The sequence below is a fragment of the Bradyrhizobium sp. USDA 3311 genome, assembly GCF_054062495.1.
This window is the reverse complement of record NZ_JBSSFI010000001.1, coordinates 8699230-8712945: the sequence shown is the minus strand read 5'-3', so window position 1 is coordinate 8712945 and position 13716 is coordinate 8699230. Positions and strand designations below refer to the sequence as shown.

The following is a 13716-nucleotide window of genomic DNA, read 5'->3' as shown; positions in this document are numbered from 1 at the left end:
AAACGAAAAAGCGGGATCAGGAGATACGCTGATGGCCAACAAGACCCAGTCCACCGAAGGCGCCATGGTCGAATACGTCACCGCGATGATCGGCGGCCAGCTGTTCGGCCTGCCGATCTCCCGCGTCCAGGACGTGTTCATGCCCGAGCGCGTCACCCGCGTTCCGCTGTCCTCCCGCGAGATCGCCGGCGTCCTCAACCTGCGCGGCCGCATCGTCACCGTGGTCGACATGCGCGCCCGCCTCGGCCTGCCGAGGCCCGAGGACGGCAAGGTGCCGATGGCGGTCGGTGTCGACCTGCGCGGCGAATCCTATGGCCTGCTGATCGACCAGATCGGCGAGGTGCTGCGCCTGCCCGAGGACGGCAAGGAAGAGAACCCCGTCAACCTCGACCCCCGCATGGCCAAGCTCGCCGGCGGTGTCCACCGCCTCGACGGCCAGCTCATGGTCGTCCTCGACGTCGATCGCGTCCTCGAGCTCGCGCCCGAGATGATGGCGGCCTGATACGGCGGCACTGCCGCCGACGGACTTGCAATTGGAAGTGTCCCCGCGAAGGGGACAGGAAGCAGAGGTTCACATGCGCACTTGTCTCGTCGTTGATGATTCCAGCGTCATCCGCAAGGTCGCGCGCCGCATCCTGGAGGGCCTCGACTTCCAGATCCTCGAAGCCGAGGACGGTGAGAAGGCGCTGGAGGCCTGCAAGCGCGGCTTGCCCGACGCGGTGCTGCTGGACTGGAACATGCCTGTCATGGACGGCTACGAGTTCCTCGGCCATCTCCGGCGCATGCCCGGCGGCGACCAGCCCAAGGTGGTCTTCTGCACCACCGAGAACGACGTTGCGCACATCGCGCGTGCGCTTCATGCCGGCGCCAACGAGTACATCATGAAGCCCTTCGACAAGGACATCGTGACGGCGAAGTTCCAGGAAGTCGGCCTGATCTGAGCGACCGTCCGGAGGCTGAACGGCTCCTTCGGCGTTTGTTTTCAACTGAACCGTTTCAGTCTGAGTTGGTGAGTAATGAGTGTTGCGTTCGCAGGTAATTCGACCACGGGTTCGTCGCGTGAAGCGGGACCGCTGCGGGTGATGATCGTCGATGACTCCGTCGTCATCCGCGGTCTGATCTCGCGCTGGGTCGGTGCCGAGCACGACATGGAGGTCGCAGCCTCGCTGCGTACTGGGCTCGAGGCGGTCAACCAGCTCGAACGCATCAACCCTGATGTTGCCGTGCTCGACATCGAAATGCCCGAGCTCGACGGCATCTCCGCGCTGCCGCAATTGCTGGCGAAGAAGCGCGATCTCGTCATCATCATGGCCTCGACGCTGACGCGCCGCAACGCGGAGATCAGCTTCAAGGCGCTGTCGCTCGGCGCGGCCGACTACATTCCGAAGCCGGAATCGACGCGCGAAGCGTCGGCCGCGGACATCTTCCATCACGACCTGATCCAGAAGATCCGTCACCTCGGTGCACGGCTGCGCCGGAAGCCCGCGGTTGCGAGCCCGCCGCTGGCGCCTGTGAGCCCGGCTCCGGCTGCACGTGCACCGGTTGTCGCGCGGCCCGCCGCGCCTGCACCGGCCGCCAATGCCCTGTCGTCGGGGGCGCTGTCCACGCGCCCGTTCTCGACCCAGGCCCCCAAGGTGCTGCTGATCGGCTCCTCGACCGGCGGTCCGCAGGCACTGATGGCTCTCGTCACCGAGCTCGGCCCGGTGATCGACCGCTTCCCGGTGCTGATCACCCAGCACATGCCGCCGACCTTCACCACCATTCTTGCCGAGCATCTGGCGCGTTCGAGCCGCCGGCCGGCAGCCGAGGCGGTCGACGGCGAGCCGGTGAAGCCGGGACGGATCTATCTCGCGCCCGGCGGCAAGCATATGCGCGTGGTGCGCAGCGGTGCGGACGTGGCGATCGCGCTCGACGACGGCCCCGCCGTCAATTTCTGCAAGCCCGCGGTCGATCCGCTCTTCACCTCCGCCATCGACATCTGGCACGGCGCCATCCTCTCCGTGATCCTGACGGGCATGGGCTCGGACGGCATGCGCGGCGGCAAGGACATCGTTGCCGCCGGCGGCAGCGTCATCGCACAGGATGAAGCCTCCAGCGTCGTCTGGGGCATGCCGGGCGCGGCGGCAAATGCCGGCATCTGCGCGGCGATCCTGCCGCTCAACCAGATCGGCGCCAAGGTCAACCGCCTGTTCGCGGGAGACCGCTCGTGACGCCGGTTGACTACGAGTATCTGCGCAAGTTCCTGAAGGAGCGCTCCGGCCTCGATCTCTCCGCCGACAAGCAGTATCTGGTCGAGAGCCGGCTGCTGCCGCTCGCCCGCAAGGCGAGCCTGCCCGGCATCCCCGATCTCGTGCTGAAGATCAGGAACGGCGATGGCCGGCTTGCGACCGACGTGGTCGAAGCGATGACCACCAACGAGACCTTCTTCTACCGCGACAAGATTCCGTTCGATCATCTGCGCGAGACCATCCTGCCGGGCCTGATCCAGGCGCGCGCCGCGCGCAAGTCGCTGCGTATCTGGTCGGCGGCGTCGTCGACAGGGCAGGAGCCCTATTCGATCGCGATGTGCGTGAAGGAGATGGGCGCGGCCCTGGCCGGCTGGCGCGTCGAGATCGTCGCGACCGACCTGTCGCAGGAGGTGCTGGAGAAATCCAAGGCCGGCGTCTACAGCCAGTTCGAGGTGCAGCGCGGCCTGCCGATCCAGCACCTGATGAAGTACTTCACGCAAGTCGGCGAGCTCTGGCAGCTCAATGCCGACATTCGCGCGATGGTGCAGTTCCGCCAGCTCAATCTGTTGCAGGACTTTTCCCATCTCGGCACGTTCGACGTGATCTTCTGCCGCAACGTGTTGATCTATTTCGACCAGGATACCAAGGCGGTGATCTTCGAGCGCATGGCGAAGGGGCTGGAAGCCGACGGCACGCTGCTGCTTGGCGCCGCCGAATCCGTCGTCGGCATCACCGATGCGTTCCGTCCCATCACTGAGCGCCGCGGTCTCTATCAGCTCAACCCGGCGCGCTCCGGCCGCCCCATGGGCGGACTGATGCCGCAGCCGCTGAAGATCGCCGCGGCGCGGTGATTGCCGAATGACAGGCGCTCTGAGAGAGCGCCGTCGTTGCGAACGATCGACAACATCTGACGAGATATCTTCCGTCATTGTGCGCGACGCTTCACGAGCGCTTGAGCCCTGCGAGTTACTCCGCTACCGCGCAATAGACCTCGCGCCGCGATGCAGCACGGTCGTGACCCTGACCAGCACCTGAAAGACCTGCTATGCTGCCGGGGGTCCCGCGGACGCGGGACCCCATTCCATCATGAACGGATTTGAGGAGGACACACCATGCGAATAGCTTGTGCCTCGTACTTTCTGTTGGTTGCGCTTTCGTTGCCCACGACTGCTCGCGCTGGTGAGCAAGTGCTCGAATTCAAGCTCGTCACCAGGCCGGTGGACGTCAAGGTCACCGAGGTCGCGAATGTTGAAGGTCAGACGGTCATGTCCGGCAAGATGTTTGGCGTTGCCTTTTTCAAGGATGGCCGCATCGCCGTGAAGGACTTCGTCAACTCCAGTGATTTGCTCAAGGGCTCGGGGCCCATGTTCGGCTACAGCACCTACACCTTCGACGATGGCTCCTCGATCACGGCGCGCTACGCCGGTGCGATCAAGGACGGTAAGGCAAAGGGCGAATATACGATCCTGTCGGGCACCGGAACGTACGCAAACGCGACAGGCACTGGCGGCTTCGAAAGTGTGCAAAGTGGGTTCAAGGGCGCCTTCCTGTACGACGGACGATTCATCGTCAAGACGCCCTGAGCCGACACCAGGACCTTCGCGCTCGCGTGCCCTTGCCGACGGCGTCGCGAGCGCATTTCACAAGATCGCATGCGGAAGAAAACGCGAGCCGTTGCCGGTGATCGGACTCTCGTCTTCGCGGATCGACAGGCCGCAGGGTTCGTGGTTCACCAGCCAGCTTCCGATCACCGGATAGAAGCCCGAGAAGTTCGGCAGTGGCGAGAGCGCCTGCCGCACGAAGCCTTCTGCACCATAAGGACCTGCGTGCTCGTCGAGCGGCGTTCCGCCGGACACCAGCGTGACATTGGCGCCTTCGCGCGACAGCAGCGGCTTGCGCACATAGGAGCTGCCGAGCTCTGCTGCGCGCACATCGTCCTCGAAGAAGGCCGGCAGCAGGTTGGGATGGTTCGGAAACATCTCCCAGAGCAGCGGCAGGATGCCCTTGTTGGAGAGCACCGCCTTCCACGGCGGCTCGATCCAGCGCGTCGGCGCGCTCTCGAGCTTTGCGCCGAAGGCGTCGTGAAACATCCATTCCCAGGGATAGAGCTTGAAGGCGAGTGCGATGTCGCGATCGTCGAGATCGACGAAGCCGCCAGCCTCGTCACGCCAGCCGATCGCTTCAATGTCGAGCAGCGTGGTCGAAAGCCCCGCCTGGCGCGCGGTGTCTTCGAGATAGGCCAGCGTGCCGGCGTCCTCCTCATTGCCGGTGGTGCCGGTGAGATGGACATGGCGGCCTGCACCAATCTCTTTCCAGGCTTCGATCAGCCGCTCGTGGATGGAGTTGAACTGGTCGGCGCGCACCGGGATGATACGGCGTTCGATCGCTTGTTCGAGCCAGGTCCATTGGAAGACGGCGGCCTCGAAGATCGAGGTCGGCGTATCCGCGTTGTATTCGAGCAGCTTTGCCGGCCCCTTGCCGTCGAACTTCAGGTCGAGCCGGCCGTAGAGGCTGCGGTCGTCCCGCTCCCAGCTCTCGGCGATCAGGCTCCAGAATGCCTCCGGAATCTTCAAGCGCTGCAGATGGCGCTCGTCGCCGATGATGCGACCGGCAAGTTCGAGGCACATCGCGTCGATCTCGCCGGTTGGCGTCTCGATGCCGCGCTCGATCTCGTCGAGCGTGAAGGCGTAATAGGCGCGTTCGTCCCAATAGCGTTCGCCGTCGATGGTGTGGAAGACGAAGCCGCATTGCGCTGCGGTTTCTCGCCAGTCGTCGCGCTCGGGACAGATGATGCGTCGCATGGATCAGCCACCGCCCGAGAAGCCATGGCCAAACGAGCCGAAGCCGCCGCGGCTCACGCTGCTGTGGCCCGAGTCGGATGACGTGCTCGACGAAGAATGGCTGGAGGAATCGCTGCTGAAGAAGCTCGAGCGCGACGATGAGCCCGAGCCGCCGCTGCCGCCTGAAGAGCTGCTTCTGCTGCTGCACGCGGTGCTCGTCTGCACCGCTGGATCCGTCCCGGGAGGAGAGGGCTCGCAAGTCTGCCGCGGCATCAGCGTGTAGGCGGTGGTGCCGACCGCGATCGTGCCCATCACCAGGAGCGCGACATGGCCGGAGCGCTTCACCGGCGCCCACGGTGTCGGGGGCACCGGCCGGCGTTTCCCGAACTCCCTGCTGGAGCGTTTGTCGGCCATGTCAGTAGATCATGCAGGCGGCGTTCAACAGGCCCGCGGCGAGCGAGGACAGCCCGAGCCAGATCGCGGGGGCAAGCTCGCCGGCGGCGATCCGCGTCGACAGGTTCGGCACCGGGACCTTCACGAGAAAGAACACGATGATCTGGACGATCAGCGCGATGGCCGCCCAGATCAGGCAGTCCAGCACATTGGCCGAATGCGCGATCGCGCTGATCAGCGGGGCCACGAAGCCGAGCAGGCTGAGGCCCAGCGAGATCGCCGCCGCCGGCTCGTTGTCGCGGATGAGCTGGAACTCGTTGTACGGGGTGATGCGGGTGTAGACGAACAGATACGCCACGATCGCGATCAGCCCGGTGCAGAAATAGACCAGGAAGGCGGGCAGGCCGGCGAGTGATTGCAGGATCATCGTTCCCCCATCGTGCAGCGACCATTCGTCGGCGGGGGGAGGATAGCGGTTCAACGGCGGGACGGCGACGAAGCCGCGTTAGCGTCCCCAAAAAACAAAACCCCGCCATTTGCGGCGGGGTCCAGGCTGGGAGGAGCAAGCCCTGCGGCTCGCGACGTAAACCCAGGATCAGGCGGGAATGCGCTCTTCGTGCTCGTGCGGCTCGCGCAGCACGTAGCCGCGGCCCCCACACGGTCTCGATGAAGTTGCGGCCTTCGGAGGCGTTGGCGAGCTTCTTGCGGAGCTTGCAGATGAAGACGTCGATGATCTTCAGCTCGGGCTCGTCCATGCCGCCATAGAGGTGGTTGAGGAACATTTCCTTGGTGAGGGTCGTGCCCTTGCGGAGCGAGAGGAGCTCCAGCATCTGGTATTCCTTGCCGGTCAGATGCACGCGCTGGCCGCCGACTTCGACCGTCTTGGTGTCGAGGTTGACGACGAGGTCGCCGGTCTGGATGACCGACTGGGCATGTCCCTTGGAGCGGCGCACGATCGCGTGGATGCGGGCCACCAGCTCGTCCTTGTGGAAGGGCTTGGTCATGTAGTCGTCGGCGCCGACGCCGAGACCCTTGACCTTGTCCTCGATGCCGGCGAGGCCGGAGAGGATCAGAATCGGGGTCTTGATCTTGGAGACCCGGAGTTGCTTGAGCACGTCATAGCCGGACATGTCAGGCAGGTTGAGGTCGAGAAGGATAATGTCGTAATCGTATAATTTACCGAGATCGACGCCTTCTTCCCCCAAATCGGTCGTGTAGACGTTGAAGCTCTCAGACTTCAGCATCAGCTCGATCGACTGCGCGACGGCGCTGTCATCTTCAATCAGCAAAACGCGCATGCCAGTTCCCCATAGTCGCCGCTCCTGGGCGTCAGGTCGGCCGCATTCGCGGCACTCAACAAAACGCCTTTGAACAACTGATTCGGATCCTGACAACAGATGGTTAACAAATCCTGATTCTGGAACGCAAGTCCCCCCGGTGCAATTTTTGTCGAATCGCCCTAAGGTCTTGCGCAGGAAGCAGCTTTCGTTATCCGGCTCCGTTCAAGTTCCACTTTAAGAGACGGGCCTAACCGACTCCCGCGACTCAGCCTTCTTCTGAAGGGGAGTCACGCTCAGTCACAAAGACAGTGACGCAATGATTAACGATGCGGGTAAACACGAAGTTAAGCGCCGTTCAGAAATATGGCGAAACTTAAGAGTTTCCCCGTGAAGGCCCGGGGATCACGACGACGACCACCTTATGAAGGCCCCTCCTATGAAGGCGCGCCGCTTATGAAGGCCCACCGATGAAGGCTCTGGCCGAACAGATCGGCGACATCGACGGCGTCAATATCTATGGCCGTGTGGTCGGTGTGCGCGGCCTGATGGTCGAGGTGGCCGGCCCGATCCATGCGATGTCGGTCGGCGCGCGGCTGGTGATCGAAACCGGCGCCAACCGTTCCATCCCCTGCGAGGTGATCGGCTTCTCCGGCAACAATGCTGTCGTGATGCCGTTCGCCGGTCTCGACGGCGTGCGCCGCGGCTGCAAGGCGGTCATCGCCAATGCCGCCAATCAGGTGCGGCCCTCGGCGGCCTGGCTCGGCCGTGTCGTCAATGCGCTGGGCGAGCCCATCGACGGCAAGGGGCCGTTGCCGCAGGGGTCCTCGCCGATGCCGTTCCGCAATACGCCGCCGCCGGCGCATTCACGCAAGCGCGTAGGTAGCCCGCTCGATCTCGGCGTGCGCGCGATGAACACGTTCCTCACTTGCTGCCGCGGCCAGCGCATGGGCATCTTCGCGGGCTCCGGCGTCGGCAAATCGGTGCTGCTCTCGATGCTGGCACGCAACGTGGACGCCGCCGTCAGCGTCATCGGGCTGATCGGCGAGCGCGGCCGCGAGGTTCAGGAGTTCTTGCAGGATGATCTCGGCGAGGAGGGCCTGGCGCGCTCCGTCGTCGTGGTGGCGACCTCCGACGAGCCGGCGCTGATGCGCCGCCAGGCCGCCTATCTGACGCTCGCGGTCGCCGAATATTTTCGCGACGAGGACAAGGACGTCCTCTGCCTGATGGACTCGGTGACGCGCTTTGCCATGGCCCAGCGCGAGATCGGCCTGTCCGCTGGCGAGCCGCCGACCGCCAAGGGCTATACGCCGACCGTGTTCACCGAGTTGCCGAAGCTGTTGGAGCGTGCCGGACCGGGCCTGGGGGAGGGCGCGATCACCGCGATCTTCACGGTGCTGGTCGACGGCGACGACCACAACGAGCCGATCGCCGACGCCGTCCGCGGCATCCTCGACGGCCACATCGTGATGCAGCGCTCGATCGCCGAGCGCGGCCGCTACCCCGCCATCAACATCCTCAAATCCGTCTCCCGCACCATGCCGAAATCGGCCGATCCGGAGTTCTGGCCGACCATCCAGAAGGCGCGCCAAGTGATGGCGACCTATGCCGACATGGAGGAATTGATCCGGCTTGGCGCCTACCGGGCCGGCTCCAGCCCCGAGGTCGACGAGGCGATCCGGCTGCACGAACCCCTGGAAGCCTTCCTGCGCCAGCGCAAGGACGAAAATGCCTCATTGGCGGACGGTTACCGCCAGTTGGCGCAAATCCTCGGTAATTTGGAAACGGAACGCTAACTTTGTCAGGTCATCATCCGATCCTACAGAGTAGCAGAGCCGGTCTTGGCCCCGATTGGGCCTGTGGGGAGACCGGTGTTGTCCCACGTGCAGCCAGGGGACTTCTGGGGAGTACGAGTCGATGAAGTCACGTGATACCCTCATTCGCCTGAAGAAGTTTCAGGTCGACGAGAAGCGCCGCCGGGTCACCCAGATCGAGACCATGATCGCCGACTTCCAGCGGATGTCGGTCGATCTCGAACGCGAGATCCAGACCGAGCAGGAGCGTGCCGGGATCAACGATCCCTCGCACTTCGCCTATCCGACCTATGCCAAGGCCGCGATCCAGCGCCGCGAGAACCTGACCCGCTCGGCCGACGAGCTCAAGGGCCAGCTCGACGAAGCCAAGGCCGCACTGGCCGAGGCCTTCGAGGAGCTGAAGAAGGTCGAGCTCCTCGACGAGCGCGACCAGGCCCGCGAACGCGCCGAGGAAAACGCCCGCGAGCAGGCCGACCTCGACAGCATCGGCCTGATGCGGGCTCGCATCGGCGCTGTCGCCTGAGGCGCTAGCAGCAAGAACCGCCGAAAATTCGCGAAACCCGGACCCGCAAGGTCTGGGTTTTCGTATGCGCTGTCCACAGCGTGGCGCCACGCCCCTTGGTGGTCGGCTTGGCCGCGCGCTATGGTGGTGCAGTGCCGGGGGCCTGCGCGGAACGCGCCTGAGCCTACGCGTTGGGGGGCTGAATGCTGACGCCAGCAGAGCTGGTCGGGCTGATTGAGGTGGTGGCGAAGGGCGATCAGGCCGCGTTCGAGCGCCTTTACGTCGCCACGCGCGCGAAACTCTATGGCGTCGTGCTCCGTATCTTGCGTCGGCAGGATCTCGCAGAGGAGGTCATTCAGGAGACCTACGTCAAGATCTGGAACAGCGCCGGCCAGTTCAATCCGGCTCTGTCCTCGCCGATCACGTGGATGGCGTCGATCGCGCGCAACCGTGCGATCGATATCGTGCGCAAGAAGTCGGAAGTCTCCATCGAGGAAGAGCCTCAGGCGATGGAGGTTGCAGCCGACAGTCCCGATCCGCTGGCGCGCCGGGAGATGACCGAGGAGCTGAAGCGGCTCCTTGAATGTATCGGCCGGCTCGAGCCGGACCGTCAGAGGCTCGTGCTTCTCGCCTATTACAACGGCTGGAGCCGCGAGCAATTGGCGGAGAAATTCGCCGCGCCCGTCAACACGGTGAAGACGTGGCTGCGGCGCAGCATGTTGGATATCCGCGAGTGCCTCGGACTATGAGGGTTTATGCTGTGAGGGTGGTTCTGGACTGCAAGTGATGGCCTACACGGAGGACCATATCGCGCTCGCCGCGGAGTATGCGCTCGGTACGCTCGACGCCGATGAGCGCGCGCAGGTCGAGACCATGATGGCGGTGGACAAGGCGTTCGCCGATATCGTGCAGGCCTGGGCCTACCGGCTCGGCGTCCTCAACCAGATGGTCGGCACGATCGAGCCGCGTCCGATCGTGTGGGAGAACATCAGGTCCGAGCTCGCGCGGACGGCCTTCGCGCAAGAGTCCCCCGCGCTGTCCGAGGCCTCGCCACCACCTGTACCGGCGTCGTCCTCGTTCGGAGCCGTCACGCCGGAAACGTCATCGGACCGCACGGAGCAACCGGAGCCGCAGCCTCCCCAAGCAGCGCAGCCCGAAGCCGCGCAATCCGAAACCGCGCGACCGCCGTCCGATGCGCTTTCCGACGTCGCGCCGATCTTCATGCCGCAGGTCCATGCGCCCGATCCGGACGTCGCGCGCGCGCCGCCGGCGCCCGTCGTGGACAACACCAATGTGATCCGGCTCGAGGGCCGCGTGAAGCGCTGGCGCACGATCGCATCCGCCGTCGGCGCGCTCGCGGCAGCGCTGCTGGTGACGCTGTCGCTTCAGATCTTCCAGCCCGACGCGCTGCCGGGGGCCTTGCGTCCTGCGCCGCGCATCCAGACGGTCGAGGTGAAGACACCGGCGCCGCTCGCGGCGTCTGCGCAATATGTCGCGCTGTTGCAGGGCCAGGCCGGCGGCCCGGCCTTCATCCTCACCATCGACGGCGCGACACGGAATTTCACCGTGCGCAAGGTCGGCGCGACGCCGGAGCCCGGCAAGAGCTTCGAGCTCTGGCTGATCTCCGACAAGCTGCCGCGCCCGCGCTCGCTCGGCGTGATCGGCGGCGGCGAATTCACCGCGCGTCCGCTGCTCTCCTCCTACGATGCCGATGTCGTCAACGGCGCGACCTACGCCGTCACCGTCGAGCAGGCCGGCGGCTCGCCCAACGGCCAGCCGACCTCGGCGCCGGTATTTACCGGCAGGCTGATCGAGACCGTGCCGCCGTCTCAGCCGCAGGCGCCGGCGAAGAAGTAGGTTTTCCATCGTCGTCCTGGCGGAAGCCTGGACCCACTACCCCAAGAGCTTGTTGCAAGAGTGAGCTGTGGCCGCACGGGCGAGCAACCGCACAATCCTGTGGTAATGGGTCCTGGATCGGTGCTCGCTCCGCTCGCTGGTCCAGGACGACGCTTAGAGGCATTGGGCGCGTCACCATCGTCGCGGCAGCGCTTGATCGACGCATGTCGCCCCGGTCCACCCCGCTGTCGCATTCCGACAAGCCCGGCCAAATCCAGCCCCGCTTTGAACCTCTCCGCAATTCGCGGCGTCAAATCCCCGGAATTCAGGCGGCGCATGCCGATCATGGTGCCGGAGAGGGGCGAGAAATCAAATGGATGCAGCGAAAACGCCGGGCATCTTTGTTCACCAATATGCGGGCCTGCCGATTGGTCCGGCCTTCGAACAATGGCGCGATCGGGCCTTCGGGGCCTGCGGCCTCGACATCGGGCCGAGCCATGGCGACAGCATCGATTGCCGGCTCCAGATCAGCGTGGTCGACAATATCGCGCTGGCCATTCCCGAAGGCGCCTCCGCGCAATATACGCGCACCCAGAGCCACCTTGCCGACGGCAGCGACGATCTCGTCCTGATCGCGGCCCATGCGGGCCTCGTCCGCGTCGGGCAGAACGGCCACACCGTGGAGCTTGCGCCCGCGCAGATGGTGCTCGTCGACATGGGCATCACCGGCACCGTCGGCCATACCGACGAGGATCGCTTCACCACCATCCGCATGCCGCGCCGCGCGCTGCTCGACATCAATCCGCGCGCCGAGGAGAAGCTGTCGCAAGTGCTTGCCGACGGTGCGGTCGCCGAAACCATCTTCCGCTACCACGCGCTCGCCGCCAATCACGGCCCGCATCTAGACGCCGTCGGCCAGCGCCTGACCGCGCAGCACATGGTCGATCTCGTCGGCCTCCTGCTCGGGACCGATGCCGAGCACGCAAGCCTTATGCGCGGCCATGGGCAGGCGGCGGCCCGTCTCGATCTCATGCGCGCCGACGTGATGGCCGCGCTTGGCCGCAACGATCTCTGCCTGGCGGAAGTTGCGACGCGCTCGGGCCTGAGCCCGCGCCAGGCGCAGCGCCTGTTCGAGCAGGCCGGCACGACCTTCACCGAATTCGTGCTGGAGCAGCGCCTGTTGCTGGCGCGCAAGCTGCTCGGCGATCCCCGCGCGAGAACGCGCAAGATCAGCGACATCGCGCACTCCTCGGGCTTCTCCGACCTGTCCTATTTCAACCGCGCCTTCCGCAAGCGCTTTGGCGCGACGCCGTCGGAACTGCGCGAGGCGTGAGCCGAGATCTTGTGCAGCGGCGCGCGCCGCAGCAGTTGGTCGGCAGGGGCTGTTGAGCTATATCTGCCTGCGCGGGGCAGACCGCTCGATTCTTCGGGATAACGCAGTAGGCGGACATGACGCGTATTGTCGTGCTCGGCGCCGGGTTTGCAGGCCTGTGGGCGGCCATCGGAGCTGCGCGCAAGCGCGACGAGATCGGCGCTGCCGGCCGCGACATCGAGATCCGTGTCGTCGACCGCAATCCCTATCACAACATCCGGGTGCGCAATTACGAGGTGGACCTCAGCGAGGTCGCGCTTCCGCTTGGGCAATTGCTCGATCCGATCGGCGTCACTCACGGCCTCGGCGAGGTCGAAGCCATCGATCCGGCACGGCGCGAGATATCGCTGGTCACGAGCGACGGCGAGGAGACCTTGGGCTACGACCGGCTTGTGCTCGCGCTCGGCAGCGAGGTGACGCGTCCCGACATTCCGGGCCTTGCCGACCACGCCTTCGACGTCGACACCTACATTGCGGCCCTGCGCCTCGAGGATCATCTCGTCTCGCTCGGGCGCAGCGTGCCGTCGCCGGGGCGTTCGACGGTCGTGGTGGTCGGCGCCGGCTTTACCGGCATCGAGGTCGCGACCGAGATGCCGGACCGGCTGGCGCGTGCCGGGATCACCGGCAGCCGCCCCATCATCCTGGTCGATCCCAATCCGACGGTCGGCGTCACCATCGGCGCGCACGCACGTCCCGTCATCGAGACGGCGTTGTCGGCGCTCGACATCGAGACACGCCTTGGCGCGCGTGTCGCATCGGTCGAGGCCGCCGGTGTTCACTTGAGCTCGGGCGAGTTCATCCCGGCCCAGACGGTGATCTGGTGCGCCGGGCTACGCGCGAGCCGGCTGGCCGCGAGCTTTCCAGGCGCGCGCGATCGCCTCGGGCGCCTTCTGGTCGATCCGTTCATGCGGGTTGCCGATCTGCCTGGCGTGTTCGCGGCCGGCGACGTCGCCTCCAGCGTGGTCGACGGACTGCATCCCACCGTGATGTCCTGCCAGTTCGCCCGCCCCATGGGCCGCTTCGCCGGCCACAATGTCGTGGCCGATCTCCTGGGCCTGCCGATGCTGCCGCTGCGGATCGACTGGTACGTCACCGTGCTCGATCTTGGCAGTTGGGGCGCGCTCTATACGGAGGGGTGGGATCGCGAGGTCCGCACCACCGGCGCGGCCGCGAAGGCGACGAAGCAGACCATCAACCGCAAGCGCATCTATCCGCCGCTCAACGGGAGCAAGGACGAGCTGTTCGCTGCCGCAGCTCCAACCGTGCAGACGCCGCCGCCGACCTATGGGGCGCGGTAGTGTCCCACATATCCGGTGTCATCGTCCGCGAAGGCGGACGATCCAGTATTCCAGAGACTGCAGGGGGATACGGAGAAGCCGCGGCGTACTGGATTCCCCGCCTTCGCGGGGAATGACAGCGGTGGTCTTGGCGGCATCCCGCGTGACATCCGCAGTGAAAAACATCACCCCAGACGTGAGAAAGCGCCCGTGGGGGGCGGGCGCTTTCTGTAGTCG

At 65.3% G+C, this 13716-nt stretch carries 14 protein-coding genes and 1 pseudogene; 11 read left to right on the top strand and 4 right to left on the bottom strand.

What is annotated here, in order from left to right:
- The first annotated feature begins 31 nt into the window (after nt 1–31).
- The 5 genes from ACVWW6_RS41420 to ACVWW6_RS41400 all read left to right on the top strand — a co-directional run bounded on the left by ACVWW6_RS41420 (nt 32) and on the right by ACVWW6_RS41400 (nt 3811).
- Nucleotides 32–502 carry a chemotaxis protein CheW gene (locus ACVWW6_RS41420; RefSeq protein ID WP_011084983.1) on the top strand — a complete coding sequence of 157 codons (471 nt, stop codon included), beginning with the start codon at nt 32–34 and terminating at the stop codon, nt 500–502.
- Nucleotides 503–575: 73 nt separating this feature from the next.
- Nucleotides 576–941 carry a response regulator gene (locus ACVWW6_RS41415; protein WP_007600538.1) on the top strand — a complete coding sequence of 122 codons (366 nt, stop codon included), beginning with the start codon at nt 576–578 and terminating at the stop codon, nt 939–941.
- A 75-nt stretch (nt 942–1016) separates the two neighbouring features.
- Nucleotides 1017–2210, top strand: coding sequence for a protein-glutamate methylesterase/protein-glutamine glutaminase (locus ACVWW6_RS41410; protein WP_028175154.1), 1194 nt, complete (start codon nt 1017–1019; stop codon nt 2208–2210).
- Nucleotides 2207–3079 carry a CheR family methyltransferase gene (locus tag ACVWW6_RS41405; protein ID WP_011084985.1) on the top strand — a complete coding sequence of 291 codons (873 nt, stop codon included), beginning with the start codon at nt 2207–2209 and terminating at the stop codon, nt 3077–3079. Before ACVWW6_RS41410 ends, ACVWW6_RS41405 begins: the two co-directional genes overlap by 4 nt.
- Before the next feature lie 336 nt (nt 3080–3415).
- Nucleotides 3416–3811, top strand: coding sequence for a hypothetical protein (locus tag ACVWW6_RS41400; RefSeq protein WP_236842187.1), 396 nt, complete (start codon nt 3416–3418; stop codon nt 3809–3811).
- A gap of 57 nt (nt 3812–3868) precedes the next feature.
- On the opposite strand, the gene ACVWW6_RS41395 is transcribed toward ACVWW6_RS41400, so the two are convergent.
- The 4 genes and pseudogenes from ACVWW6_RS41395 to ctrA form a co-directional block, all read right to left on the bottom strand.
- A complete protein-coding gene (locus ACVWW6_RS41395; RefSeq protein ID WP_456682803.1) occupies nt 3869–5029 on the bottom strand; it encodes a glutathionylspermidine synthase family protein in 1161 nt (386 codons plus the stop codon).
- A 3-nt stretch (nt 5030–5032) separates the two neighbouring features.
- Nucleotides 5033–5422 carry a hypothetical protein gene (locus ACVWW6_RS41390; RefSeq protein ID WP_456682802.1) on the bottom strand — a complete coding sequence of 130 codons (390 nt, stop codon included), beginning with the start codon at nt 5420–5422 and terminating at the stop codon, nt 5033–5035.
- Between the two features lies 1 nt (nt 5423).
- On the bottom strand, nt 5424–5828 hold the full coding sequence (locus tag ACVWW6_RS41385) for a DUF350 domain-containing protein (RefSeq protein ID WP_161536234.1): 405 nt from the start codon (nt 5826–5828) through the stop codon (nt 5424–5426).
- A 168-nt stretch (nt 5829–5996) separates the two neighbouring features.
- Nucleotides 5997–6699, bottom strand: a pseudogene (ctrA, locus tag ACVWW6_RS41380) (response regulator transcription factor CtrA).
- Between the two features lie 449 nt (nt 6700–7148).
- Here ctrA and fliI point away from each other — a divergent pair.
- From fliI to ACVWW6_RS41350, 6 genes are all read left to right on the top strand, one after another.
- The gene (fliI, locus tag ACVWW6_RS41375; protein ID WP_060910703.1) at nt 7149–8474 is read left to right on the top strand and encodes a flagellar protein export ATPase FliI; all 1326 of its coding nucleotides are present in this window, start codon (nt 7149–7151) and stop codon (nt 8472–8474) included.
- 121 nt (nt 8475–8595) lie between these two features.
- Nucleotides 8596–9015 carry a flagellar export protein FliJ gene (fliJ, locus tag ACVWW6_RS41370; RefSeq protein WP_011084990.1) on the top strand — a complete coding sequence of 140 codons (420 nt, stop codon included), beginning with the start codon at nt 8596–8598 and terminating at the stop codon, nt 9013–9015.
- A gap of 182 nt (nt 9016–9197) precedes the next feature.
- A complete protein-coding gene (locus ACVWW6_RS41365; protein ID WP_028175161.1) occupies nt 9198–9743 on the top strand; it encodes a sigma-70 family RNA polymerase sigma factor in 546 nt (181 codons plus the stop codon).
- 37 nt (nt 9744–9780) lie between these two features.
- Nucleotides 9781–10851 carry an anti-sigma factor gene (locus ACVWW6_RS41360; RefSeq protein ID WP_456682801.1) on the top strand — a complete coding sequence of 357 codons (1071 nt, stop codon included), beginning with the start codon at nt 9781–9783 and terminating at the stop codon, nt 10849–10851.
- Nucleotides 10852–11203: 352 nt separating this feature from the next.
- Nucleotides 11204–12163, top strand: a complete 960-nt coding sequence (locus ACVWW6_RS41355; RefSeq protein ID WP_456682800.1) for an AraC family transcriptional regulator — start codon at nt 11204–11206, stop codon at nt 12161–12163.
- A 116-nt stretch (nt 12164–12279) separates the two neighbouring features.
- Nucleotides 12280–13500, top strand: coding sequence for an NAD(P)/FAD-dependent oxidoreductase (locus tag ACVWW6_RS41350; protein WP_456682799.1), 1221 nt, complete (start codon nt 12280–12282; stop codon nt 13498–13500).
- Nucleotides 13501–13716 lie beyond the last annotated feature (216 nt).

Bases quoted from the DNA above. Each gene is read 5' to 3' on its own strand.
- ACVWW6_RS41420 (WP_011084983.1), top strand. From the start codon at position 32: ATGGCCAACAAGACCCAGTCCACCGAAGGCGCCATGGTCGAATACGTC.
- ACVWW6_RS41415 (WP_007600538.1), top strand. From the start codon at position 576: ATGCGCACTTGTCTCGTCGTTGATGATTCCAGCGTCATCCGCAAGGTC.
- ACVWW6_RS41410 (WP_028175154.1), top strand. From the start codon at position 1,017: ATGAGTGTTGCGTTCGCAGGTAATTCGACCACGGGTTCGTCGCGTGAA.
- ACVWW6_RS41395 (WP_456682803.1), bottom strand. From the start codon at position 5,029: ATGCGACGCATCATCTGTCCCGAGCGCGACGACTGGCGAGAAACCGCA.
- ACVWW6_RS41390 (WP_456682802.1), bottom strand. From the start codon at position 5,422: ATGGCCGACAAACGCTCCAGCAGGGAGTTCGGGAAACGCCGGCCGGTG.
- ACVWW6_RS41385 (WP_161536234.1), bottom strand. From the start codon at position 5,828: ATGATCCTGCAATCACTCGCCGGCCTGCCCGCCTTCCTGGTCTATTTC.
- fliI (WP_060910703.1), top strand. From the start codon at position 7,149: ATGAAGGCTCTGGCCGAACAGATCGGCGACATCGACGGCGTCAATATC.
- fliJ (WP_011084990.1), top strand. From the start codon at position 8,596: ATGAAGTCACGTGATACCCTCATTCGCCTGAAGAAGTTTCAGGTCGAC.
- ACVWW6_RS41365 (WP_028175161.1), top strand. From the start codon at position 9,198: ATGCTGACGCCAGCAGAGCTGGTCGGGCTGATTGAGGTGGTGGCGAAG.
- ACVWW6_RS41360 (WP_456682801.1), top strand. From the start codon at position 9,781: ATGGCCTACACGGAGGACCATATCGCGCTCGCCGCGGAGTATGCGCTC.
- ACVWW6_RS41355 (WP_456682800.1), top strand. From the start codon at position 11,204: ATGGATGCAGCGAAAACGCCGGGCATCTTTGTTCACCAATATGCGGGC.
- ACVWW6_RS41350 (WP_456682799.1), top strand. From the start codon at position 12,280: ATGACGCGTATTGTCGTGCTCGGCGCCGGGTTTGCAGGCCTGTGGGCG.